This window comes from Bradyrhizobium sp. WSM3983, from assembly GCF_000473045.1.
In the GTDB taxonomy this organism is placed as follows: Bacteria; Pseudomonadota; Alphaproteobacteria; order Rhizobiales; family Xanthobacteraceae; genus Bradyrhizobium.
The window spans coordinates 170725-194774 of record NZ_AXAY01000016.1 but is presented as its reverse complement, the minus strand read 5'-3'; the positions used below and the strand labels follow the sequence as shown (position 1 = coordinate 194774).

At 60.8% G+C, this 24050-nt stretch carries 16 protein-coding genes; 11 read left to right on the top strand and 5 right to left on the bottom strand.

Features of this window, described 5'->3' with window-relative positions; genetic code table 11:
* Positions 1-39 precede the first annotated feature (39 nt).
* The 4 genes from YUA_RS0123505 (at position 40) to YUA_RS0123490 (ending at position 5134) form a co-directional block, all read left to right on the top strand.
* Positions 40-1239 carry a glycosyltransferase family 4 protein gene (locus YUA_RS0123505; RefSeq protein WP_027532907.1) on the top strand — a complete coding sequence of 400 codons (1200 nt, stop codon included), beginning with the start codon at positions 40-42 and terminating at the stop codon, positions 1237-1239.
* 69 nt (positions 1240-1308) lie between these two features.
* Positions 1309-2718: a hypothetical protein gene (locus YUA_RS0123500; protein WP_027532906.1), complete on the top strand. Its 1410-nt coding sequence runs from the start codon at positions 1309-1311 to the stop codon at positions 2716-2718.
* Positions 2719-2900: 182 nt separating this feature from the next.
* On the top strand, positions 2901-4343 hold the full coding sequence (locus tag YUA_RS0123495; protein WP_035971691.1) for an oligosaccharide flippase family protein: 1443 nt from the start codon (positions 2901-2903) through the stop codon (positions 4341-4343).
* A 44-nt stretch (positions 4344-4387) separates the two neighbouring features.
* Positions 4388-5134 (top strand): hypothetical protein, encoded by a 747-nt coding sequence (locus YUA_RS0123490; RefSeq protein WP_027532904.1) that lies wholly within the window; start codon positions 4388-4390, stop codon positions 5132-5134.
* Between the two features lie 35 nt (positions 5135-5169).
* Here YUA_RS0123490 and YUA_RS0123485 read toward each other — a convergent pair whose 3' ends face one another.
* Complete coding sequence (locus YUA_RS0123485; protein WP_245285236.1) at positions 5170-6270, bottom strand: glycosyl hydrolase 53 family protein; 1101 nt, start codon at positions 6268-6270, stop codon at positions 5170-5172.
* A 245-nt stretch (positions 6271-6515) separates the two neighbouring features.
* On the opposite strand from YUA_RS0123485, the gene YUA_RS0123480 reads away from it, so the two are divergent.
* The 4 genes from YUA_RS0123480 to YUA_RS44785 all read left to right on the top strand — a co-directional run bounded on the left by YUA_RS0123480 (position 6516) and on the right by YUA_RS44785 (position 15271).
* Positions 6516-7628 (top strand): glycosyltransferase, encoded by a 1113-nt coding sequence (locus tag YUA_RS0123480; RefSeq protein ID WP_027532902.1) that lies wholly within the window; start codon positions 6516-6518, stop codon positions 7626-7628.
* Positions 7629-7899: 271 nt separating this feature from the next.
* Positions 7900-12510 carry a hypothetical protein gene (locus YUA_RS0123475; RefSeq protein WP_027532901.1) on the top strand — a complete coding sequence of 1537 codons (4611 nt, stop codon included), beginning with the start codon at positions 7900-7902 and terminating at the stop codon, positions 12508-12510.
* 187 nt (positions 12511-12697) lie between these two features.
* On the top strand, positions 12698-13798 hold the full coding sequence (locus YUA_RS0123465; protein WP_027532900.1) for an acyltransferase: 1101 nt from the start codon (positions 12698-12700) through the stop codon (positions 13796-13798).
* 126 nt (positions 13799-13924) lie between these two features.
* Positions 13925-15271, top strand: a complete 1347-nt coding sequence (locus YUA_RS44785; protein WP_156947199.1) for an acyltransferase — start codon at positions 13925-13927, stop codon at positions 15269-15271.
* 5 nt (positions 15272-15276) lie between these two features.
* On the opposite strand, the gene YUA_RS0123455 is transcribed toward YUA_RS44785, so the two are convergent.
* From YUA_RS0123455 to YUA_RS0123440, 4 genes are read right to left on the bottom strand one after another with little or no spacing between them, the layout of a single operon-like run.
* A complete protein-coding gene (locus YUA_RS0123455) occupies positions 15277-16371 on the bottom strand; it encodes an acyltransferase (protein WP_027532899.1) in 1095 nt (364 codons plus the stop codon).
* Positions 16368-17480: an acyltransferase gene (locus YUA_RS0123450; protein ID WP_245285235.1), complete on the bottom strand. Its 1113-nt coding sequence runs from the start codon at positions 17478-17480 to the stop codon at positions 16368-16370. Before YUA_RS0123450 ends, YUA_RS0123455 begins: the two co-directional genes overlap by 4 nt.
* Before the next feature lie 18 nt (positions 17481-17498).
* Positions 17499-18824 (bottom strand): hypothetical protein, encoded by a 1326-nt coding sequence (locus tag YUA_RS0123445; RefSeq protein WP_051383341.1) that lies wholly within the window; start codon positions 18822-18824, stop codon positions 17499-17501.
* A gap of 13 nt (positions 18825-18837) precedes the next feature.
* Positions 18838-20052, bottom strand: coding sequence for an acyltransferase (locus YUA_RS0123440; protein ID WP_245285234.1), 1215 nt, complete (start codon positions 20050-20052; stop codon positions 18838-18840).
* A 401-nt stretch (positions 20053-20453) separates the two neighbouring features.
* Here YUA_RS0123440 and YUA_RS51165 point away from each other — a divergent pair, with 401 nt between their 5' ends.
* From YUA_RS51165 to YUA_RS0123425, 3 genes are all read left to right on the top strand, one after another.
* Positions 20454-20819 (top strand): hypothetical protein, encoded by a 366-nt coding sequence (locus YUA_RS51165; RefSeq protein ID WP_027532895.1) that lies wholly within the window; start codon positions 20454-20456, stop codon positions 20817-20819.
* A 316-nt stretch (positions 20820-21135) separates the two neighbouring features.
* Positions 21136-21756 (top strand): hypothetical protein, encoded by a 621-nt coding sequence (locus tag YUA_RS0123430; RefSeq protein WP_156947198.1) that lies wholly within the window; start codon positions 21136-21138, stop codon positions 21754-21756.
* Positions 21757-21783: 27 nt separating this feature from the next.
* Positions 21784-24030 carry a polysaccharide biosynthesis tyrosine autokinase gene (locus YUA_RS0123425; RefSeq protein ID WP_027532893.1) on the top strand — a complete coding sequence of 749 codons (2247 nt, stop codon included), beginning with the start codon at positions 21784-21786 and terminating at the stop codon, positions 24028-24030.
* Positions 24031-24050: the final 20 nt, after the last annotated feature.

Here is a 24050-nt window from a genome sequence, read left to right as displayed (position 1 = left end):
GGGTTCGTTCACCGACGTTTATTGGATGAGATCTTTCCCATGAGGATATTGATCACATCGTCACTGTACCCGACACCGGGCGCACCGAAGGTGGTCGGCGGGGCCGAGATATTCGTGCGCCGCATTGCCGAAGGCCTTTTGAAAAACGGCGATGCCGTCGAAGTCGTTCGCGCCGCCTCGCTGCCTGAACAGGCGATGGAGACGAGCGACGGCATCGACGTGTATTCGGCGCCGGTCAAGAACATCTACCGGCCGTTCACCGGACAGCGAAGCGCGCCGGCGAGAGGATTGTGGCATGCGATGGAGGACTGGCGCGGTAGCGCCCAACTCGTTGCCGACAGAATCAAGGCCTTCAGGCCCGACGTGCTGCACTCGAACAACCTCTCGGGCCTCACCACCGCCGTATGGAAGGTCGCAGCCGAACTCAATGTGCCGGTCCTCCACACGTTGCACGACTATTACCTGACCTGCCCGCGCTGCTCGCGCTTCTCGAAGGGGAAAGCCTGCGAGCACACCTGCATGAGCTGCAGGCTGCTGACCATCAATCGTCGAAGCGCAACCAGAAATCTGCGCGGCGTCGTCGGCGTGAGCCAACGCATTCTCGACATCCATCTGGAGATGGGCCTGTTCGCCGATACAGAGCTGCGCAAGGTCATTTCCCATGCATCGACAATGCCGGTCTCCCCGCCTTCGAAGCATTCGGCGGGTCCTGTCCTGACCCTCGGATTCATCGGCCGCCTGACCGAAGAAAAAGGCATCTACAATCTCGTCAAGGCGCTCGCCCACCTTCCCCATGACCGGGTACGGCTTGTCATCGCTGGCGTCGCCGACGCGGAGATCCAGCACGAGCTCAGGGCCATGGCGCCAAAGGCGAGCATCGAATTTCTCGGCTTCGTCGAGCCCGAGAACTTCTACCGTCAGATCGACGTCGTCGTGATTCCGCCGATCTGGGAGGAGCCGGGTCCGCTCGTCGTCGCCGACGCCCAGGCGGTGCGCAAGCCTTTCCTGGGGACGCGATTTGGCGGGATCCCCGAAGCTGTGGAGCGCGGTGCTGTCGGCTGGTTGACCGCACCCGATCCGAAGTCGCTCGCGGACAGCATTCTGCGTATCATGTCGAAACCGGAGGAGTTGGCGGCGATGGTCGACAGGCTCGCCGAGAAAAACGACCATCGGACCTTCACGGACGTCATCGCCGAATATCGCGACGCCTTCGAGCTCCTGAGCCGGCACAAGCAATAGCCAGGGGATGACCGGTTTGCGCAAAGAGCCCGTTCTGTCCTGCGCCTCAGTCCGCAGCCTGAACCTCCTATGACGCGTCTGTTCGCGCTCGCCGGAGTCGTCTATCAGAGCGCGGCGGCGATCATCCTCATCTTTCTGCTCGGCCGTGTTCTCTCTCCTCTTGCTTACGCCAATTTCTCCCTCACGCTCGCCTCCAGTCAGCTGCTCAGCGTGCTGATGTTCGAGTGGCTGCAATTGGCCGGCGTGCGCTTTCTGGCGGCCGCCATGCACGACGACGCGGCGCGACTGAGAACGTCCCTGTTCGGCGCCGCGCTCGCCAGCGCGCTCGCGCTTCTGGTGATCGGGGGCCTCGCCGTTTCGATCGCAAGCCCGATCGCCACGAGCGTAGGCTTAGTCGGGCTTGCACTGGCCGTAGCTCAGGGCGCGACCGATCTCCACTTCATGGTTGTCCGCGTCTCGCACCGGCTAGGCGCAGCCGCGTTTCTCCTCATTCTGAGAGCCACGCTGATGGTGGGCGGCGCAACGGCCGGCGCGTGGCTCCACGGCACGGCGCACGCAGCGCTGCTCGGCATGCTGGGCGCCCAAATCGCCAGCCTGATCGCCGGGCAGTTGCTGCATCCCCACAAGCTTCAGAAGGTGACGCGTCCGGCCCTGCTGGAAGATTGGAGCGGCTTCGCGCGCTACGGCATGCTCGCTGCCGGCGCCTCGGTGCTGCACCTTTCGGTCCCGGTCTCGATACGCTTCGTCGTCGTTTCAGCGTTGGGTGCAAGCGCCCCCGCGGTCACCGCGGGCTTCTCGATGGCGATCGACCTGCTGCAGCGGCCGTTTGCGGTGCTGGTCGCGGCCATTCACACCGTCAACTACCCCGAAGTCGTCCATCAATACGAGCGCGGCAGTGCCGACGACTCCCGCGCGGCCGTCGCGCACCTGCTCGATTTCATCATGTGCGCCACTTTGGTGATGCTCGGAGGCCTGATCGGCTTCCTGCCGGACGCGGGACAATTGTTCGTTCCCGCGCCCATTCTGGCAAGCTTTCTCCAGACCTCGGCGGCGGCGGGCTTCTATTTCATGCACTGCCATCTGCAATCCACGCTCGCGATCGCCCCCCATTTGACGAAGTCCGCGACGCGTCTTGTCGTCGTCGCACTGTGCCAATTGCTGCTCGTCCTGGCCGTGGCGGTACCGACGCAGGCGATCACGGGATCGCCGACCTATGTCCTGATTGGGGCGATCGTCGCAACGGCGATCGTCATCGTGCTCGCAGCAGGGCCGATGATCCGGTTCGGCGCATCGCCGCGATGGGGGCTCGTCGCGGCATCTGTCGCGGGCGCTGCCTTCATCAGCGCATTTTCGGCCGTGCCCTCTGCGTCCGCGATTGCGCTGGTTGCGAAGATTGTGGCCGCAACCGCCATCGTCGCGCTCCTCGCGTGGAAGGGGCGCTTCCTCGAGGCTGCCGGCGCATCCCGATCGGATGTGTAACGACAGCGTGACGTCGCGATGCTTTCCAGAATGAAAAAAGGCCTGCCCAACAACTTGGCAATGCCTGCTGCCCGATTGCTTGTCTTGCCAGTTGTGCATGTGCGAGATAAACGCGCGGATGCAGGGCTGGGCCGTATGGAACCTGAGTGGGCGTCACCCCGTGGCGCCCGGAGATCGACGTAATGCTGAAAAATCTGCTGTCGATGTCCGGCATGAACGTTCTCAAATCCGGCCTGCAGTTCGCGATGACCGTCATGATGACGTATTTCGCGGCGCCGGCCGAATTCGGTCTCGTCACCTTTTCACTGCCGTTCGTCGGATTCATCGCGCTGTTGACCGACCTGGGCATGTCGAGCGCCATGGTGCAGCGGCCGACGCTCGATCGGGACGACGCGGGCGCCGCGATCACGCTGATCTGCGCCATCGGCTTGCTCTGCGCCGTAATCCTGGCGGCCATCTCCGCGCCTCTCGCCGCCGGCCTGGACATGGAGGGATTGGGAAGCGTGCTCGCCACGCTGTCGATTTCGGTCGTGCTCTCCATCGCCGCGCTCGGCCCGCGTGCCGTCCTTGAACGGCATCTGCGCTACCAGACCGTGGCAACCGTCGAGATCATCGCCGTCATCGTGTCGGTACTCACATGCGTTACGGGCGCCTTCCTGGGCTGGGGCGTCTGGGCGCTGGTTGCCTATTATGTGGTCGTCCAGATCGTTCGCGCCGCGGCCTTCGCCATCATCGCGCGAAAGGACGTGCAGCTGAACTTTCAATGGGGCCGCGTGCGTTCGATCCTGACGTTCGGCGGCTGGGTGTTGGCGAGCAATCTGCTCAACTTTGCCGGTCGCGCGGTTGGCAACGTCCTGATCGGCGGTGCCGTGGGCGCGGCCGCCGTCGGTCTGTACGGGCTGGCCTATCAGATGATGATCCTTCCGCTGATGGTGATCACCTGGCCCGGCAGCGGCGTGCTCATGGCAACGCTCAGCCGTCAGGCCGCGAAGGGATCGCTGCAGGAGCGCAACGAGATCATTTGCGGTGTACTGTCGCTGACGGCGGCCGTGGTCTTTCCCGGTATGCTCTACCTCACGTTCGGCGCCGACTATCTTTTCACCACGTTCTTTCCGGCCAAATGGACCGGCATCATTCCGTTGGTCGGGCTGATGTCGATCGCCGGCGCAGCGCAGTCGATCACCGCCTATAGCGGCGCCATGCTGCTGTCGCGCGGCAAGGCTCAGCTGCAGTTCTGGGTTTCGACTGCGAACAGCATCTCGACCATCGTGGCGTTCGTCATCGGGCTGAGATTTGGGCTGATCGGGATCATCAAGATCTATCTTGCGGTGACGCTGATCGTGTCAGTCGCCACGATGCTGATCACCTCCTGGGAGACCAGGCTGCCGGTTCTCGATCTGGTCAAGGCGCTTGCGCCCGCGACGGTCGCCACGGTGCTCGGCCTCGTTGCTGCAAATCGCGTCATGGAGATGGCCGCCACGCCGAGATCGGCCTGGCTGCTTGGCACGACCGCATACGTCCTGACGATCGCGATCAGTTACCTGCTATTTCATCGACAGCTGGCACGGAGCCTGCTCGGCCTGCGCGATCTCGAACTGAACAAGGAGCGCGTCGCTGCCACCTAGCCGTTCCGCCGCAAGGGATTGATGAGATGACATCGAAAGGACCCATGAATATTCTGATCATGACGGCGACCATCACGCCGAAAGCCGACGTGCGAAGCCTTGGCCGGAAGGATCCCGCCCTCCGCCGCAAGGACTATGAAGACGCGCTCTGGTTCTACGGCCGGCTGGTCGGCCAGTGCATCGACCAGATCGTCTTTGTCGAGAACTCGGAATCCGACCTGTCCAGCCTCAAGGCCATCGCCGAGCAGTTGAACATCGTCGACAAGATCGAGTTCATCTCCTTTCCAGGGCTCGACTATCCCCAGATGTACGGCCGCGGCTACGGCGAACTGTTCCTGCTCGACCACGCGATGGCGAATTCGCGCTTCATCAGGGAATGCGCTGCCGACACGCCGATCTGGAAGGTCACCGGCCGCTACATCGTCCTGAATCTTGCCAAGCTGATCCAGAAGCGCCCGAAAGCCTTCGACTTCTACGTCAACATGCGGAACTACCCCAAAAGGGTGGTCGACATGTACATGATGGCGTGGACCACTACCGGCTATCGTCAATATCTCCAGGGCAAGTGCAAGCTCTACGAGGAGACGTCCGCCGCCGCGTTCCCCGAAAAGGCGCTGCGTGACGATTTCGAGGCCGCGCCGAGAACGTCAAGATTCGTTTCACGGTTCCGGACGGTGCCGCTCGTCAGCGGAATCCGCGGCCTCGACAACAAGGGATATGCAACCGACAACATCTGGAAGTTCTACATCCGGGTCGGACTGGACACCGTCTGCCCGTGGCTCTGGATCTAGGCCGAATGTTGCCGTAGGCGCGGCACGTGCCGCGCCTACATTCCGCGCTTCTTCAGCTCCTCCGCCTCGTGCGGCGCGAGCTCCTTTCCTGCAAAACGTGACAGCATGTAGAGCGGGATCTTCGGCGTGTTGAGGTCGTACATCAGGCCGAAGCGGTTTTCCGGCGGGGCCTTCTTCGGCTCATCGAACAACTCGTAGATCAGCACGCTCTCGACGTTGGCATCGGCCTGATTGGCGATGAAGCTCAACGTGGCGTGCAGGCTCTTGTAGCACGCCTCGGTGAGGGGCTTGCCGGCTTCGTTCTCGTACGCCGGCTTGTAGATCTCCGCGCAATTGACCTCATTGAAGACGACCGGCTTGCCATACGTCGCAAGCTTCTTGAACAGGTTGTAGGGCTGCCTGCTGCCGCCCCAAGCGCGGTTTGGATTCTGATTCAGGGATTCATAATAGTGGTAGGAAATGACGTCGAATCCGACACCCTTCGACGCCATGAAATCGAGGAAGCCGAACATCGTCGACGTGGTGTTGAGCACGCGTCGCAAATGCGTCCCGTGCTCGCGATTGATCTTGTCGATCGCATCCGACATGCCTTTGAGGACCGCGACCCAGTCGTTCATGACCGGCATATCGAATTCCTCGGCGGTCCAGCCGCGGCCGTAGAGCTTCTTGCCGCTGGAATCCAGCGCCAGAAGGTTGATCTCGTTGCCCATCTCCCAATCGTTGATCTGATCCTTGAAATTGATCACGAAGGTGTAAGTTCTCGAATAGGCCTGCTGATACAGCGCATTCCAGTCGCCAGCCGGATACTTGCCGCCATCGGTGCGATCCCCCCAGGCAAACGGGGTCGCCAATATCGGCTTGAGCGTAATGCCGTAGGTCTTGGCCAGCGCCAGCATGTCCCGGTACATCTGGATCTCGTAGGGATCGGTGTCCCGCGCGAGATTTGCACCGACTCTGTACTGCGTGAGCCCACGGGCTCGCATGACCTCGAAGATCGCCTTCAGGTCTGCGCGCCGTCCGTCCGGGCCGTCGACCCCCCAAGCGAGCGGACCCGCGCTGGCATTCTCGACGGATGCCACCAGACCGAGTGCCAGCAACAGCGCGGCCAGAAACACTCTCTTCATTGCCAGGAACATTGCGCCTCCGTGCGCCTGAGAAACTGCATGCATCCGACCCTGATCCATCATCACCTGCATCTGCGCACTGACCTTCACAATATGATCACAATAGGCTCTCACCGGCAGAGCGCAGCCGCTGTCGGAGCGAACAACACGTTTGCACGCTTTTGTGGCGAAAATTGCCGGAGGAATTGCCGTTCCAATTCGACTGAGTATCTATAGTGTCGCCCGAATGGGACGACTTAACGCCAAGCGAGAGTAAATTGTCGAACGCTCCCCTCGAATCGAAGCCACCGATCGTCTTCAATCGCCCGACAGAAGCGGGGCGCTCGGTCGCATGTGTCATCGTGACTTACGGGCGACGCGAGCAGCTGGTGCGGCGGACCGTTGCCGCCGTTCAGGCCAGCCCCGCCGTCAAACGTGTGATCGTGGTCGACAATGGATGCAGCCGCCCGGTGACGGTTGACGATTTCGCAACCACACCTCCCGTCGATGTCATCAGGCTCGCTTCAAATCTGGGATCGGCCGGCGGCTTTCACGCCGGCATCACCGCTGCTCAGCGGCTCGAGGACGACGATTTGGGGTTCGTCCTCATTCTGGACGACGATAATGTCGGCGAGGACGGCTTCCTGGACCGCTTGCTCGCGCTGCATACAGCGCTCGGCGCGACAGACGATATCGGGCTGTGCGCATTGCGCAGGCATCGGGGCATCTATCCGACGCTGCTCGCCAATCAAAACGCCGTGGCCATCCGCGCCAACTCGTTCCTGAACTTTCATCTCGCCTCGCTTCCGTCGAAACTATGGCGACGGTTTGCGCGATCCGCGCGGCGAGATCCGGAGAATTACGGCGAGTTTCATCTCCGCCGGATCGAGACCGCGCCCTATGGCGGGCTCCTGCTGCCGATTGGCGCCGTCCGGAAGGTTTCGCCTCCGAACAAGGAGTTCGTCCTCTATAGTGACGACCACGACTACTCGCTGCGCCTGATGGACGCCGGCGTTGCCATCTATCTGACGGATGTCGGCTGCATCAACGACGCAGAAGAATCCTGGGACACGAAGCCGAGCACCAGCGCGCGCAGCGCGCTCGTCAGCCCCGACGCACCGGCGTGGCGTCTCTATTATGCCTGCCGGAACCGGATCTTGATTGAGAAGCGGTACAAAACCTCCCCGATTGTCTATCGCATCAACCGAATGAGCTACGTCGGCCTGCTCGCGATCGAGGCCATCCTGGCTTATCGCAGTCTCAATGGCGCCAGAAAGGCGCTTCGTCCGCTGCTCGAAGCCATCGCCGACGGCGACGCGCAGCGACTCGGTTGGCGAACCGAGTATCCATTGCCCGGCGCATCACCGTCGAGCACAGCGTCCGCGCATTAGCGCGCGACGAATCATTTTTCGTTTGCGCAAACGATTCACGTCGCTGTCATGGAACATTCCGTAGAACGACGGGCCGATAGTGAATCGTAATTAGGCAATCGCGGCGAGTTCCAGTGAGGAACAAGCAGTGTCGCGCAATGTGCTGAAAATACTTGCAGTTCGTTCCGCGAAAAGCCGCGGATACCTACATCTTTAGCCTTCTTTCTAACGTCACTGACAAACTCTACCGCTACGCATGGAGCAACTCCAGCGGGCATCACCAGAGTAAGTCATGGCGACCATCACCAGCAGCGACCAAACTGTTCTCTCCGCAAGCGCGTTCACAAGTTCAATCGGCGTCAACACGCACGTGTCATATGCGTGGGGCAGCTACAACAATCTCGCACTCGTCGAAGCCGACCTCAAATATCTCGGCGTCACCACGCTTCGTGACGGTTTGACGAACATCCCGGGAGCACAGCCCGTGCTCGACGGTCTGGCGAACGACGGATACAAGTTCGATCTCGGCGTTTCATCGTCGATCCCGGCGACGGGTGCCGCGGGCTTGCAGCAATACATCGCCGCACTCGACGCGTTCGAGGCGGCACATCCGGGCAGCATCATCGCGCTCGAAGGCCTGAACGAAGTCAATCTCCAGGCGTTCAGCTACAACGGCAGCTCGACGATCCAGGCGGCCGCGCAATTTCAGCAGGCGCTCTACAGCGCGATCAAGGCCGATGCGACGCTCTCGAAGCTTCCGGTCTACAATCTGACTCTCGGCTACGACGATCCCAACGATTTCTCGAAGCTCGGAAATCTCGGCTCATCCTCGGACTATGCCAACTCCCACGCCTATGTCAGCACCGGCACCACGCCGGCCGCCGCGCTGGCATCGGCGTTGAACCTCGCAACCTCGGTGTCTCCCGGCGATCCCACGGTGATCACCGAAACCGGCTACACCACGCTGAGCACCACGCCGTATCTCGGCGTGAACGAGTCGGTTCAGGCAAAATCAATCCTCAACACCTTGATGGACGCCTTCAAGGACGGTGTCGGCACGACTTATCTCTACGAACTGCTCGACCGCAATTCGTCGAGCAGCGATACCGATCCGCAGAGCCATTTCGGACTGTTCTACGACGACGGCACGCCCAAGCTGGCTGCCACCGCGGTCCATAACCTGACGACAATTCTTAACGACGACGGAAGCGGCAGCGGCCAGCCGACGAGCCCGCTGAGCTACACGCTCAGCAACATGCCGGATTCGGGCAACAGCATGGTGCTCGGCAAGAGCAACGGCGCCTACGATCTCGTCGTCTGGGCCGAGCCGAAGGTCTGGGACCAGAAGACCAAAACCGAGATCAGCAACCCGAGCCAGAGCGTCACGGTTCAGCTCGACGGCGTGCACCAATCCATCAAGGTCTACGATCCCACGGGCGGAACCGACCCGATCGCGACCTATACCAATGTCAGCTCGTTCACAATTCCCGTGAGCGACCACCCCATCATCATCGAGATCGACGGCGTGGCCCGGGCGCCCTCGAATCCGGCGCAGGCCACCGACGTCACCGGCACGGCCGCCCAGATTGTCGCGGAACTCGCCGATCTCTCGGCATCGACTACCCTGCAGTCGATCACGCTGACCGACACCCATGTGCTTGCCGTCGCGTCCGTGTCGACGATGAACTACATCATCTCGCACTACGGAAACGCGCTCGCGGCGATCCAGGGCGGCTACTCGTTCTCCGTCACAACCTCCACATCGAGCTGGAGCGAGACCAAGTTCTTCAGCGCGTCCGGCACACAGACGGGAACGCAGACGTCGAACTTCAGCAACGGCGTCATCACCAGCAAATCGCTCGTCAATGTCGACTCGAGCAGCGACACGATCCTGTACGCGGCCGGCGTGAAGACACAGGAAGTGATCGTCAGCGCAAACGGCGCGAAGCAGACCACCAACTACAATTCGGACGGCAGCATCTCGAGCGAGACCGTCAACGATGTGGACAAGACCGTCACGACCACGGTCTACACGAACGGCCTGAAGTCCAAGGTCTATGTGACCAATGCCGACGGAACGCACACCAACACGTTCTACGGCATCACCGGCCAGGCCTACGCCACCCAGATCCAGACCACCAAGGCCGATGGAACGATGAGCTCCATCACCAATCTGCACGCCGACGGCACGACGCAGTACACCAAGGTGCTCAACGCCGACGGCAGCACCACCACGGATCTCTACAACAGCGCCGGCCAGAAGACGTCGGAAGTGCGCAACTATGCCGACGGTTCGAGCCTGACCACGAATTACGACACCACCGGCGCGGTGACGCAGACCGTCGCGAAGGCTGCCAGCGGTGCAAGCACGACGACGAACTACAGTGCCGGCGTGCTGGCATCGGTCTACATCACCAGCGCCGACGGCACCAAGGAAGCCAAGCTGTACACGGCGGGGCAGATCGCCAGCGATTCCGTGCAGAACACCGACGGATCGTCGACGATGACGGTCTATGCCAACGGCGTCAAATCCAAGGTGTATGTCACCAACGCCGACGGCACCCACACCAACACCTTCTACAACATCACCGGTCAGGCCTACACGACGCAGATCCAGACCGCCAAGGCCGACGGAACGGTGACCGCCTTCACCAACCTGCATGCCGACGGCACGACGCAGTACACCAAGATCACGAACGCGGACGGGGGCACCACCACCGGCCTCTACAACACCGCCGGCCAGAGAATCACCGCTGTCCAGAACTACGCGGACGGTTCGAGCCTGACCACGACCTACAACACATCAGGGGTCGCGACGCAGACGGTTTCCAAGGCAGTCAACGGCACCACCACGACCACCAACCTCAGCGCCGACGTTCAGACCTCGATCTACATCACCAGCGCCGACGGCACCAAGGAAACCAAGCTGTTTACGGCCGGCGTGATCGCCAGCGACCTCGTCCAGAAGACCGATGGATCGTCGATGATGACGGTCTATGTGAGCGGCGTGAAATCGAAGGTGTATGTCACCAACGCCGACGGCACCCACACCAACACCTTCTACAACATCACCGGCCAGCCCTATACGACGCAGATCCAGACCGCCAAGGCGGACGGAACGGTGACCGCCTTCACCAACCTGCATGCCGACGGCACGACGCAGTACACCAAGATCACCAACGCGGACGGGGGCACCACCACCGGCCTCTACAACACAGCGGGCCAGAAGATCACGGAGGTGCACAACTACGCCGACGGATCGAGCCTCACGACGTCCTACAATACTTCAGGGGTCGCGACGCAGACGGTTTCCAAGGCAGCCAACGGCACCACCACGACCACCAACCTCAGCGCCGGCGTCCAGACCTCGATCTACATCACCAGCGCCGACGGCACCAAGGAAACCCAGCTGTACACGGACGGCGTGATCGCCAGCGACCTCGTCCAGAAGACCGACGGCTCGTCGACGATGACGGTCTTCGCCAGCGGCGTGAAATCCAAGGTGTACGTCACCAACGCCGACGGCACCCACACTAACACTTTCTACAACATCACCGGCCAAGCCTACACGACCGAGATCCAGAAGACCAAGGCCGACGGCACCTTCACGGCGATCACCGACCTCCACGCGGACGGTACCTTGCAGTACAGCAAGGTCGTCAACGCCGACGGCAGCATCACCACCGACCAGTATGACAGCACCGGCCACAAGACGACCGAGGTCGTCAACCACGCTGACGGCTCGACGCTGACGTCCATCTACAATACGGCAGGAGCAGTCACGCAGACGGTCGCGAAGGCCGACGGCAATTCCACGACGACCAACTTCAGCAGCGACGTCAAGACGTCGGTCTACATCACCAATGCCGACGGCTCGAAGGAGTCCGATCTCTACACATCCGGCCACCTGACCAGCACGCTGATCCAGAAAACCGACGGCTCGTCGTCGACGACGGTCTACAGCAACGACATCAAGACCGCGACCTACGATACGCATGCCGACGGCACGCACACCAACACGTTCTTCAACGTCACGGGCAAGGCCTACACGACCGAGATCCAGCAGAGCAAGGCGGACGGCACCATCACGTCGATCACCGATCTGCACGCCGACGGCAGCCTGCAATACACCAAGGTCGTCAACTCGGACGGCAGCGTCACGACGGACCTGTACGACAGCACGGGCCACAAGACGACCGAGGTGCAGAACTACACCGACGGCTCGACCCTGTCGTCCACCTACGATACGACTGGCAGCGTGACCCAGACGGTGGCGAAGGCCAGCGGCGACACCACGACGACCAATTTCAGCGGCGGCGTGAAGACCTCGGTCTACATCACGAATGCCGACGGCTCGAAGGATACCCAGACCTATTCGAGCGGCAAGATCGCCAGCGACTACGTTCAGAACACCGACGGCTCGAACGCCACGACCGTTTACACGGACGGCGTCAAGGCGAAGATGTACGTCAACAATGCCGACGGGTCGCACGACAATTTCTACTTCAACGCGACCAACACCGAGCACGACTCCTACAACACGGCCGGAAACCTGGCCTATGTCGACATCCTGAACTCGGACGGCACGCACAACGCGTCGGCCAAGGTCGCGGGCATCACACTTGCCGGCGGCACCGGGAACGACACGTTTGCGGTCGCCGGAGTCGGGTCGACCACCGTCTCCTTCAGCGGTGGCAGCGACACGGTCAACGGCTTCCACGCTGGATCAGCGACGGGCCATGACACGGTGGCGATCGCCAAGCTGATGGCCGCTGACTACAGCCATCTCCAGCTCAGCCAGTCCGGTGCCGACACTCTGATCCACGTCACGACGAACGACACCATCCTGCTGAAGAACGTCGTCACCGCGAACGTGACCAGCAGCGACTTCCTGTTCGTCTGATCGAGCCGGGATTGCGTGCGGCGGGCCCCGCCTCGCCGCATGCAACCCGGGATCGGCGGCGCCCATTTGCGGCCGCGTTATCGCTGCGGCATTGCCTCATTCATCATCATCGCGCCAAAAAAATCAGGTTTGACCGATCACTGATGCGATCGGTAAAATCGAGCACCAGCGCGGCATTGAGGCGACATTGACGGATATCGAGGGTGCACGCTCCCCCAAGGGCGGGATCGTACCGGGAATTCAATACCTGCGCGGTTTTGCAGCCATTCTGGTCGTGATCTGGCACGTCAACTGGCTGGTCAGCCTGCCGCCGTCCTACGGCGAGAGCCCGTTTGCGCTCGCTGAAACCGGCCTGTTCGGCGTCGCGATCTTCTTCGTCATCAGCGGCTTCATCATCACGATTGTTTCATTCGGCCCGACCCGCAGCACGCGCGCGGAATTCTTCGTTCGCCGCTCCGTGCGTATCATTCCCTTCATGTGGGTATGCGTGATCGGATACAACCTGCTGTCGATGGCCGGCACGGCGAAGATCGATCTTCTGCCCGGCCTGCGAGCCATGGCGCTCTGGCCGATCGGAGAGCTGCGGCCCCACGTGGTGTGGACGCTCAGGCACGAGTTCATTTTCTACATCCTGTTCGCAGTCACCATGCTGAGGCCGCGCCCTCTGTCATATCTGCTGGCCGCCTGGTTCCTTGCACCGCTGGCGTGGTACGCGGCGTCCCACCTGCTGGCGTGGCCGGAACTGCTACAGCCCGAAACCCAAGGTCTCGCCCTCGCGACCGTGGTCGGTTACGGCAACATCATGATGCCCAACCTTCAGTTCGGCATGGGTTTTGCGCTGGGCCTGCTCTGGCTGAGGGGGCATCCCCTCGTGCGAGGCCGATTCCCGGCGGCGTTCCCGCTCACGCTCGCGGCGACCATCCTGGCAACCGCCGTTGTCGGGGCGACGCTGTCGGAAGACAACGCCCTCCGCGCCCTGTGGTGGACACTGTTCGCGACGATCGTCGTGTGGCTGGGCATCGTCTCGACCGAAAGGCCGGGGCCGCTGCATTCCCTCGGCCTGCTGCTCGGCGACGCCTCCTATTCAATCTACCTTACCCACGCCGCGACCGCGGTCGTGCTGATTCAGATATCCGCCCGGCTGCACAATCCGCTGCCGTCCGCGCTCTTCGTCATCGCTGCGGTGGTCTTGTCGGTCGTCGCCGGGATCCTGATCCATTGGTATGTCGAGCAACCCCTCATTGCCTATTGCCGCAGGCTCGGGCGACGCCGCTCGATCGTCGCTTAGCGGCGATCGATTGGGTGAGTGGTGCGATCTGGTGCTATGGCAAGTCGGCCTGACGGCCATGAATTGGCTTCAACTCCGTGGCATCCATCGATGTCGCCAAAACAGGTGCATGAAAGGCTGACGAGAATGTCGCAACCGGACCGAGACGCAGAGCTCGCAACTGTTTCGTTGCCGGGCGCACTCGGCCGCGAGCGCCGCTCCGCTCCGACGCGCTTCTGGCGGCTGCCCGACACCATCCAGTCTGGCCTGGCGCGGCAGGAAACCGCCGAAACCATTTTGGCGAAGAACAAAGGTCTCGGACCTGGCTTCAACATGATGCGGCACCTGCTGTCGCTGGTCATCCTGTCGCATCATTGCCGGGTCGCGGTTGCCGGCCTGTTCGCCGGCGCCGCCTTCGTCAAGAAGCTCGATGAGCCGGGAATGGCCGTCTATGTCCTCAAGGACCCCGGCGCCGCCGCCTTCGACAAGATGGGCGGACTGACGGCGCTGTCCTTCAGCCACCTCCATGCGCCCGAAATCATCCAGGAACTGCTTCGGCCCGGGCTGATCGCGCTGGTCGGGATGTTCTTCGCACTCAGCGGCTTTCTGGTCACCGGCAGCGCCATCAAGAACCCGGATCTCAAGACGTTCTTCATCAACCGCGTGTTGCGGATCGTCCCGGCGCTCAGCGTCGAGGTGACGCTCTGCGCGCTCGTGGTCGGGCCGCTGCTAACGCAATTGCCGCTGTCGCAATATTTGGCCGAGTACCAGTTCTACCGCTATTTCGGCAACATCGTCGGTCACGTCACGTTCGAGCTGCCAGGCCTGTTCCTGCACAATCCCTGGCCGGAGATGGTCAACGCCAATCTCTGGACCCTGCCCTGGGAGCTCTGGTGCTACGTCTTCGCCTTCGCGCTCCTGCTTGCGCGCATGATCTCTGGTGAATCTCGAAAGATCCGCTGGATCACGCTCCTGGTGGGTGCAGCCCTCCTCGTCGAACTGGTCGCTTACGTCGTCGATCCCGCGACCTTCAACGTCCGGTCCGATTCGACGCGGCTCGCCGGCTGGTACCTCGTCTTCATGTTCTTCTTCGGCATGGTGTTCCGCCTGCACGCCAGATACGTGCCGATCCACTGGGCGATCTTTGCGGCGTCGGCGCTCTGCTACGCGGCGATCATGTGGCTCAACGTTCTGCTGCCGCTTGCCGGGATCTTCCTGACCTATTGCACGGTCTACATCGGCATGCAGAGTTTCAAGGCATTCGATCGACTGTTCACCCAGGATCTGTCCTACGGCATCTACCTCTACGGCTTCCCGATCACGCAGGCGACGATCGACATCTTCCAGCGCGTGCTGGGGCGGGATCACCACCTGTCGCTGGCGATGATCCTGCCGATCGTCATCTTGCTGACGCTCGGCTTTGCGGCCTTCTCCTGGAACGTCATTGAAAAACCGGCGCTGCGGCTGCGCCGGTTCTATCAGAGGCCCGCTTGACGCGATCAGGCCGCCCGGCTCTGCGCCATTTTCCGTACGAAGATGTGTCGGAGCGCCCCGTCGATGAACCGGCGCAGGCGTACCTCGACGATCTCGTAGCTGAGCGAGCTTGCGATCAAGGCGAGCGCCAGCCCAAAGATCACGAACCCGCTCCATAGCAGCCAGCGATCGACACCGCGATCGACCAGCTTCAGCCCGATGACCTGCAATGGAAACAGCACGAACGGGTGAACGAGATAGAGGCTGTAGCTTATCTTGCCGAGGTACTGCAGCGGCGCCAGGCTGAACAGACCGGACATTCCCGATCCTGTCGCCAACACCATTCCGAACAGCAGAAAGCCCGGAATCAGCGCAGCAAACGGATGCAGCACGTCGAGGGCGGCATACATGGCGGCAAAACAGGCGAGCCCGGCAACGACGCCTACGGCTCCGGGCGTCCGAAAGCGCAGATTGGTCGCGCTGAACAACATGCCGATCACGAAGAAGGCAGTGATCGGCCAATGCAGGATGCAAAGGAAGCCGAGAAGGATCAGTGGCGCCGCAAGCCACCAGCTCTTCAGCCGCACGACGGCGCCGAAGCACAATGCGAACAGGATATAGAACGCCCATTCGTAGGTCAGCGTCCACGCGTTTTGCTGGGCAATCGGAAGCCCGATCGCATCCTGGACGAAGAACAAATTGGCGAAGAACACCTGGAGATAGGTCGGCAGGTCGATGCCCCGGAAGAACTTGTATCCAACGATCGGGCCAGCCGCGAACAACGCGAGGTGCAGCACGACGAAGACCGGCATGATGCGCAGAACGCGATCATACGTGAACTTTCCGATTGATCCGTGCCGCACCAGGCTCGCGGGAATCAGAAAGCCGCTGATCATGAAAAACAGTTCTACGCCGTGCCCGCCCGAGTTGATGACCGATTGCAGCCAAGGCCAGATCGGCGGCAAGAATCCCGGATTGGGGATGTCGTAGACACCGCCTTTCGGCATGTCGCAGAAATGGTCGATCAGAACGCTAATCGCTGCGACGCCGCGAAGGCCCTGAATGGACGGCACAAAACCGCCGCCCGTCTCGGCATAAGACGCGGGCGTCGGTACTCTCATTCTGCCACCTGACTTCGCAGCGACGACTGGAGCGAAACCGAAGCAAGACCTCGCGGGGAACGGAAACGATGCCCGAAACTGATGCAGGGCTTTTCGACCGTCAGATAGGTCAACCAGCTGACAAGGATCGAAGCGGCGACGACTGCGGCAGCAAAGAGGAACCACTGCAAGGGGCCGTTGCCCGCGCCAAAAAAGTAGAAGATGACCATCATGGCAAACGACCCCATCAGGTAGACCGAATAACTGATCATCCCGACAAAGGACATGGAGCGCCAGGCGGCTTTCTCGCCGAGGGCCGCGAAGCCAATGAATACGCAGGCCGCCAGAATGTAGGCGGCGCCCATGCCGTAAGCGCAGAAAAAATTCTCCTGGTAGTCGATGCCGTAACGCCTGTACGCGACGCCCGCAGCAAAGATCACGTAGAGAACAGCGCAGATCCCGACGTGGCGCCAACTGAGCTTGCCTTCCATGACGGTATCGCGGATCACCTTGCCGAAGAACATCGCCGTCAAATCGAGCGCCAGCTCAAGCACGCCCCACACGGCATGAACCTTGATAACTGGAAACGCAACTATTCCGATGACGCAGGTTGCGATGACGATCTGGAACGCAGTCAGGCGGCGCGTAAGGAATCCGCTGGCAAAAAGGCAAATGCAGCTGACATAGAACATCAGCTCCACCGCGAGCGTCCAATAGGCGATCCTGATATTGGGAATGCCCATGAACATCTGAAACATGGTCGCATTCGCAGCGACGTGCGACAGGGGAAACGATTTCCCCTCGAGGATTGGGGAGAGAACCAGCAGGAGAACGATCGACAACCAGTACGCCGGGTAGAGGCGAAAAAAGCGACTGATAGCGAAGTCCCGAACCGGGGCGGCACTGTTTGGAAAGCTGTAGGGAATCACGAAGCCGCTGACAAAGAAGAACAGCACCACGCCAAACCGACCGAAATTGAAATATTCTCCGAGCGCATAATGAAACGCCCAATAGTAGCCTCCGGTTGACTGATTGAGCACGACCTGCTCGAGCGCGTGCTGCAGCACGACCGACAGCACTGCGATGCCGCGAAGCGTATCAACGAAAGCCAATCGTTTATGCATCTTCATTCCTTTTGCCGGTTAGGCTCACGATGCCGGCCGCGGCAGACTTGATCCAAGATTGGGCCCTTCGTTCAGCAACTCCGCACGCACCACGCCCGGGCGGCGCGAGGGCCCCTGAAGCGCCACGGATACACGTCGCGAGAAGACCTCGCTAAAGCTGAGCGCAATAAACAACAGTCCGGTTGCAGGACCATAGTTCAGCACGGTGATCGTGAAGAGATTAACGGTAAAGATCAGCGACAGCTTGTAAATGTCCGTAACGAAGAATGCAGAGCGAAACACCATCCACATAAAGATGACGAACGGAAATCCGAACATCAGGTAAGTGCCGACATAGAAATTATCGACTGGCACCCAATAAGATGCGAGATTTGAGAACAATTGCTGCGGATAATTGAAGCAACCGATGCCGCATCCAGTGATGTAGCCGATCGGCATAAGCTCGCTCATATAGACGAACGGCAACTGCCAGCTGTTATTGATTCGATCCATGATGCTGAACAGCAGACTCTTGTTGCCGACCGCAGTCCCCGAGGCAAGCAGGATGAGGGTCGCCGGCGCAAGGATCGCCGCAAAGGACGATATCGCGAGCGTCCGGACTGCGGAAAATTTCATTCGCTCAGGCAGCATCCGCACGATCAACAGCACGAAAAGGTAAAAAGCGAGCACCAGCATCGTCGTCTTGCTCGTCGTCAACTTGATCGCATAGATCGCGACCGACCCGCATACCACACACCAAAGAGTGCTTCGCCGAATGGACGTCGTAACAAAGCATGTCAGGATAAAGAAGCCCGCCATCGTGTTGTCCGACGCGAACCCGGACAGCCGCACCTCCGCAGCCGCCCACCAAAGGCGGCCCGCCTCGCGAACGGCGCCAAACGATTCGTATTTGAAGCCGGTCCAAGGCATCGTCCAGTACTTGGACAGGATCACCCCGATCACCGAGGCGTAGAATACGCCCGTGAAGATGGCGAGCAGTTTCTTGTACGATGACAGATCGGCATCGCAGAACGAGAAACCGACGAAGACTGGAAGTATCATCTTGAATGACGACGACAGGGCGTTCACGGTCCCGAGGAAGAAGTAGCCGATGCCGAGCGACAGAACGATCTGGAGCAGAACGAGAATCGCCAGAACACTTCTGTTTCTGATGATGCAACGATTGACGAACAGGAAGATGCAGAGCATCGCAATCACGTCCGGCAGGAACCATATCGCTCCGACGTGCAAGATCGTAGTGTAGTATCGCACGACGCCGCCGAACGCATCGCGGAAGATGTACGCGGTGAGCGCGATGGCTTCGAGATTGAAGCCGAAGTCCGGAAACACAACACGCCTGGGACCAACCATGCGGACCAAATCCCTAGTTGGATGGCCGCGCCGAAGGCGCGACCTGGGACGAAGAAAATCCAGGAGCCCTGCCGAGGGCGCGCCTGAGGACGCGGCCGCCCGGAAGTTCGACAAAACGGTAGGTGAAGTTTGAAAGCGCGAGAACGGCGGCAACCACGACGGCGAGGTTCAAAGTCGTGGCCAGGCCTGGATAGATGGAATCGAGTGCAGCGACCGGACGCGCGCCTAGAGCCTTCACCAGATATTCGGCAAGCAGAACGACGAAGGCATGAACCATATAGACTGAGTAGGAGCGCCGTCCGAGCCAGACGAGCGGCTTCGTGGAAAGCAGGGCCGGCACAAGGGCGGCGTTGGGGAAAGCCAGCAGCGAACCCAGGAAGATCGCAAACGTCAGCGGCGCCACGAAGGTCGTGGCGGGATAGGCTTCTGCGATCGAGACCTGGATGATGGTGAGAGCCAGTGCAATCATCTGGATGATACCTTGCGCGCGGACACTCACCGCGCGCGGCAGATGCGAGGTGGCCCTCGCCGTGAGAACTCCCAGGAAGAAACTGGCGATACAACGCAGCAGACCGAAATCCGTTTGCAGCGCCAGATCCGACTTGCCCAGCGTGAAGGTGATGACGATCCAGCAACCGGCACCAAGAGCAATCGCGCAGACATAGAAATATCTGATCGAGCCCAGACGCTCCGAGAGCAGCAGCAGCAGGCCAAAGACAACGTAAGTGTAGAACTCGACACTGATGCTCCAGCTAGGCCCGTTCCAGCTCAGGTAGTCCACGAACCCGAGCGAGTGCAGCAGGAGCACGTTCAACACGAAGGAATAAGCATTGTTAACTTCGAACGTCGCCGGGTCGCTGGCCATGACGCCCATCGCGACGAGGCTTATCCGCGCCAAACGAAACACCAGCAGCGCTACGAGCATGACCACGTGGAGTGGGTAGACGCGCGCGAGCCGCCTCACCATGAAATCCGACAACGAGAAGCGGCCGAAATCAGTCTCGGCGTAGCTCAACGCCATAACGATGCCACTAAGCACGAAGAACAGATCGACAAGCAGCCAGCCGCTTCGAAAGAAGGAGCAATCGATCCAGGCCTTGTATGGGAATGCCGCAAGAAACATCGGCATCAGGATCACATGGTGAACCACCACGGTGACCGCGGCAATTCCCCGAATGCTGTCCAGAGTGAGGACATGCGCTTTCTCGCGATGAGCGGGCACCGTCACGGCAATTTCCTAGTACCTTGCAGTGCAGCATTTCTACTGGGCATTCGACGTGAATACAATGTCCTGCCCGCACTCGTTGCATGCATATCGGTTGGAGGAGTCGCCCATGTCGAAAGCAGTGGCGCACCGGTGAATTTGCCGGAGGCAACGCACCCCGTAAGCCAATAGTGCAAGCCACTAGTGAAGGGGTTGCGTGCCCCCCGATGAGCAGCTTGCCATCTGCAGAACAAGAAGCTCACCGCGCAACATATCTTTTGCGTCAATGCTGCTCGCTCTGCGTGTTCGCGCACGATCCAACTAGCTTATTCATTCGGCACGAATGTGGCAGAAGGGCACTCCAGCTTCGGGAACCGGAATGCGGAGCCGCGCTGCGGTGGCCGAACCAACCGCCTTCGCGACAGATGACCGCGCTGATCGCATACTCCCTCTCCTCGCGCGCAGGGCTTCTGCTGCTGATCCTGACCGTCTTTCTGGCAACCGCGCTCTTCTTCGCGCCACTGCGCATCGACAAGCTTCGCCGTTGGGGCTTGCTTGCAGGAATAGCCGTCGCGGTACTGCTCCTGTTTCAGCTCGTCGGCGGCGCGATCGCCGGACGAATTCTGGTCTATGGCCTAGTGGATGAGCAGAGGCTCAACATGTATCGAACCGTATTGACCATGATTGAGGCATGTCTCGTTGCAGATTCCAGATCGGTGAGCGCGAACCGGACGGTCTCGCCGTCAACAGGAGACTGCAACGACTCGCGGTCACCAAGCGACACCGATTGATCGCGGTGGGATGGCCGCAGACCGCCCTGCGCCTTGCGGTTGTAAGGATCGATCTCATGTTCGCCGCTCTGATCGGTTGCGCGCCCAGATCCCGGGCTTCTTGATTAGATTGCGTGCATCGATGCCCCGTGGCTCTCCCAGTGGGCGCTGTCGTATGCCTATTCCCATTCACCGGAACTCATCCGCGCTTCATGAAATTTGCGGTGAATTTCCGAGGTTTCAGACAATATTTTGCACCGCACAAGAATTTGACATAGTTATTCGCGACACTCGGTTTGAGCAAAGTGTTGTTGAGCGAAGTCTTGCGGCGATCTGAATGAACGCGATGAGTGGTTTGGCCCTGCCTCAACGACGACTATTTGCTGATCGCGGCGCGGGCGGTTTCCGCTTGGTGATCGCATTCGCGCTGCTGATTGCTGTCTGCCTCGGTGGCCGGTGCGAAGCTCAATGCGTCGATCAGGCAAACCGCGTGCCTGCAGCCACCCTGCAAGGCTTTCAGATGGAGCCTGCATCGCTGTTGCGCGAGGTTCGCAATGATCGAACCAAGCTCGCCGGCCGCCTCGCTGCTTATATCGCCACCGACATCTCTGTCCTGCCCAAGGTGCGCGATCTTGTCAGCGAGACAGCTGGCGTCGACCGCAACGCGATCGGCGCAGCCTTGCGCCGAGCGCAGCTGATGTGTTTGGCTCGCAAGCCTGAAACCTCGCAGAAGATCAGTGAGTTTGTACGAAAGCTGGCAGACTCGGCCGTGAGCTCGGGCTACTCAGCGGAGCTGGAGGCCGTGGAATTCGACCCGAGTTCGGTCGCGTCCCACCCCATCGGAAATGCACCACCGCGGTCGCCCGATAAGTCAGCTGGGAGCGCCAGCTCTTTAATGACCGGAGAGTGGCAGACAAACATCGCCGATCCGTTTGCCGCTCCACCGCTTCCCCAATAACCTCATGTCAGCTTGATGAACATTCAGATGTACCAGCCCAGAGAGCAGTTTCAGCTGCACGAGAGATCCGCGCTCGAACTGGCGGGGACGACGCTAAGCGTCGAGCGCGTGCTGGGAATCCTGCGGCGGCAGTGGCCGCTGATCACAGCGATCATCGGCGGTGCTCTCGCACTCGCTCTCGTTTACCTGCTGACCGCGACGCCGATGTACACGGCGAACACGCGCATCCTGATGGACACCCGCCAGACACAGGTGCTCGACAAGGACACGGGCGTCTCCGCGCTGATCGACCCCGGCTTCGTCGACAGCCAGGTCGAAATCATCACCTCGGACGACCTGATCCGGTCCGTCGTCCGTCGCATGAAGCTGACGGAAGATCCGGAGTTCAACGGCTCGGATCCAGGCCTGCTGCCCGCCATTATCGGTAAGGTCATCGGACTGTTCGGATCGGACGGGCCTGCCTCGAAGGAACGCATCGAACGCGGGACGGTCGCCGCGGTTGAGAACAACCTCAAGGTCGAGCGCCTGCTGACGACCTACGTGTTGTCGGCCAGCTTCCGCTCGCGGGACCCCGACAAGGCGGCCCAGATCGCCAACGAGATCGCCGATGCCTATATCGTGGGCGCGCTCGACGCGAAGTATCAGTCCACCAAGCGCGCCAGCGAATGGCTGCAGCAGCGCAGCGCCGAGCTGCGTGAGCAGGCGACCGCCAGCGATCGTGCCGTGCAGACCTTCAAGAGCCAGAACAATATCGTCGGCACCAGCCGCGGCCTGATGAACGAGCAGCAGCTCACCGACGTGAACACGCAGCTGATCCAGGCGCGCGCGGCCACCTCCGAGGCCAAGGCGCGGCTCGACCGCATCGACGCGATCAGCGACAAGGATCTTGCCCAGCCGACGGTCACCGACGCGCTGAACAATCCCGTGATCACCCGCCTGCGCGCTCAATATCTCGATCTGTCGGCGCAGTATTCCGATTGGTCGGCCCGCTACGGCAAGACCCATCAGGCCTCGGTCAATCTCGCCAACCGAATGGAAGAGCTGCGCAAGTCGATCGCAGACGAAGTCAAGCGTATCGGCGATGCCTATCGCAGCGACTACGAAATCGCCAAGAGCCGCGAGACGTCGCTGGAGGAAAACCTCAAGAATCTGGTCAGCCAGGCCGGCAGCACCGGACAGGCGCAAGTGAAGCTGCGCGACCTCGAGAGCGCGGCCGACACCTACCGCAACCTGTACAACAGCTTCCTCGAGAAGCAGCAGCAGGCAATGCAGAACCAGAGCTTCCCGATCAGCGAATCCCGCATCATCAGCACCGCTGTGAAACCGGACCGCAAGAGCTCCCCCAAGACGGTGCTCTCGCTGATCGGCGCGCTGTTCGGTGGTCTTTGCTTCGGCCTGGGCGCCGCCTTTGCCCGGGAGATGCTGAGCGACGTGCTGCGCTCGCCGACCGAGGTCGAGGACGAGATCGGCGTCAAATGTCTTGGGGTGCTCCCGGCCATCGGCTCGAAGCAGATGGGCGCGTCGAGGAGCCGCGGATCGCGATCGACCGATGGCGCGCCGGTCGAGCGCAGCGGCCAGCTGTCCCGCTACGTCATCGATCACCCGTTCTCGCGCTATGCCGAGACCATGCGCAACATCAAGGTCTCGATTGATCTCGCCCGCCTGTCCCGGGAGGTGAAGGTCATCGGCATCGTGTCGTCGCTTCCGAAGGAAGGAAAAACCACGGTTTCGGCCAACTTCGCGCACCTCACCGCGTTCACCGGCAAGCGCGTGCTCCTGATCGACGGCGACCTTCATACGCGTTCGCTGACAAGAGAACTCGACCCGACCGCCAAGACCGGGCTGCTCGAATCTCTCAAGGATCCGCAATCGGTCGGACACCACATCCGGCGCAGCGCGGAGACCGGATTGGATTTCCTTCCCTCTTTTGTCGTTTCGCGGATGGTGAACTCCGCCGACATCATGGCCTCGAAGGCGATGGCCGATTTGTTGGCGCTGCTGCGGAACGAATACGACTACATCGTCATCGATCTGGCGCCGGTGATGCCTGTGACCGATGCCAAGGCCATCAGCCACCTCATGGACGCCTACGTCTATGTCATCGAATGGGGCCGCACGACGCGTACGGCTCTGCAGGAATCGATGTCGAGCTCCGAAGGCATTCAGAAGAAGGTGCTGGGCGCCGTTCTCAACGGTGCAGACCCGAAGATGCTGAAGCGCATCGAGGGCTACAAAGGCTCGCACTACAACGCGTACTATGTCGAGGGAGCCTAAGGCCGCCCCCGGCGCATCGC

Excerpts from the sequence above, each read along its gene's own strand:
- YUA_RS0123505 (WP_027532907.1), top strand. The coding sequence starts at position 40 with ATGAGGATATTGATCACATCGTCACTGTACCCGACACCGGGCGCACCG.
- YUA_RS0123500 (WP_027532906.1), top strand. The coding sequence starts at position 1,309 with ATGACGCGTCTGTTCGCGCTCGCCGGAGTCGTCTATCAGAGCGCGGCG.
- YUA_RS0123495 (WP_035971691.1), top strand. The coding sequence starts at position 2,901 with ATGCTGAAAAATCTGCTGTCGATGTCCGGCATGAACGTTCTCAAATCC.
- YUA_RS0123490 (WP_027532904.1), top strand. The coding sequence starts at position 4,388 with ATGAATATTCTGATCATGACGGCGACCATCACGCCGAAAGCCGACGTG.
- YUA_RS0123485 (WP_245285236.1), bottom strand. The coding sequence starts at position 6,270 with ATGTTCCTGGCAATGAAGAGAGTGTTTCTGGCCGCGCTGTTGCTGGCA.
- YUA_RS0123475 (WP_027532901.1), top strand. The coding sequence starts at position 7,900 with ATGGCGACCATCACCAGCAGCGACCAAACTGTTCTCTCCGCAAGCGCG.
- YUA_RS44785 (WP_156947199.1), top strand. The coding sequence starts at position 13,925 with ATGTCGCAACCGGACCGAGACGCAGAGCTCGCAACTGTTTCGTTGCCG.
- YUA_RS0123455 (WP_027532899.1), bottom strand. The coding sequence starts at position 16,371 with ATGAGAGTACCGACGCCCGCGTCTTATGCCGAGACGGGCGGCGGTTTT.
- YUA_RS0123450 (WP_245285235.1), bottom strand. The coding sequence starts at position 17,480 with ATGAAGATGCATAAACGATTGGCTTTCGTTGATACGCTTCGCGGCATC.
- YUA_RS0123445 (WP_051383341.1), bottom strand. The coding sequence starts at position 18,824 with ATGGTTGGTCCCAGGCGTGTTGTGTTTCCGGACTTCGGCTTCAATCTC.
- YUA_RS51165 (WP_027532895.1), top strand. The coding sequence starts at position 20,454 with ATGACCGCGCTGATCGCATACTCCCTCTCCTCGCGCGCAGGGCTTCTG.
- YUA_RS0123430 (WP_156947198.1), top strand. The coding sequence starts at position 21,136 with ATGAACGCGATGAGTGGTTTGGCCCTGCCTCAACGACGACTATTTGCT.
- YUA_RS0123425 (WP_027532893.1), top strand. The coding sequence starts at position 21,784 with ATGTACCAGCCCAGAGAGCAGTTTCAGCTGCACGAGAGATCCGCGCTC.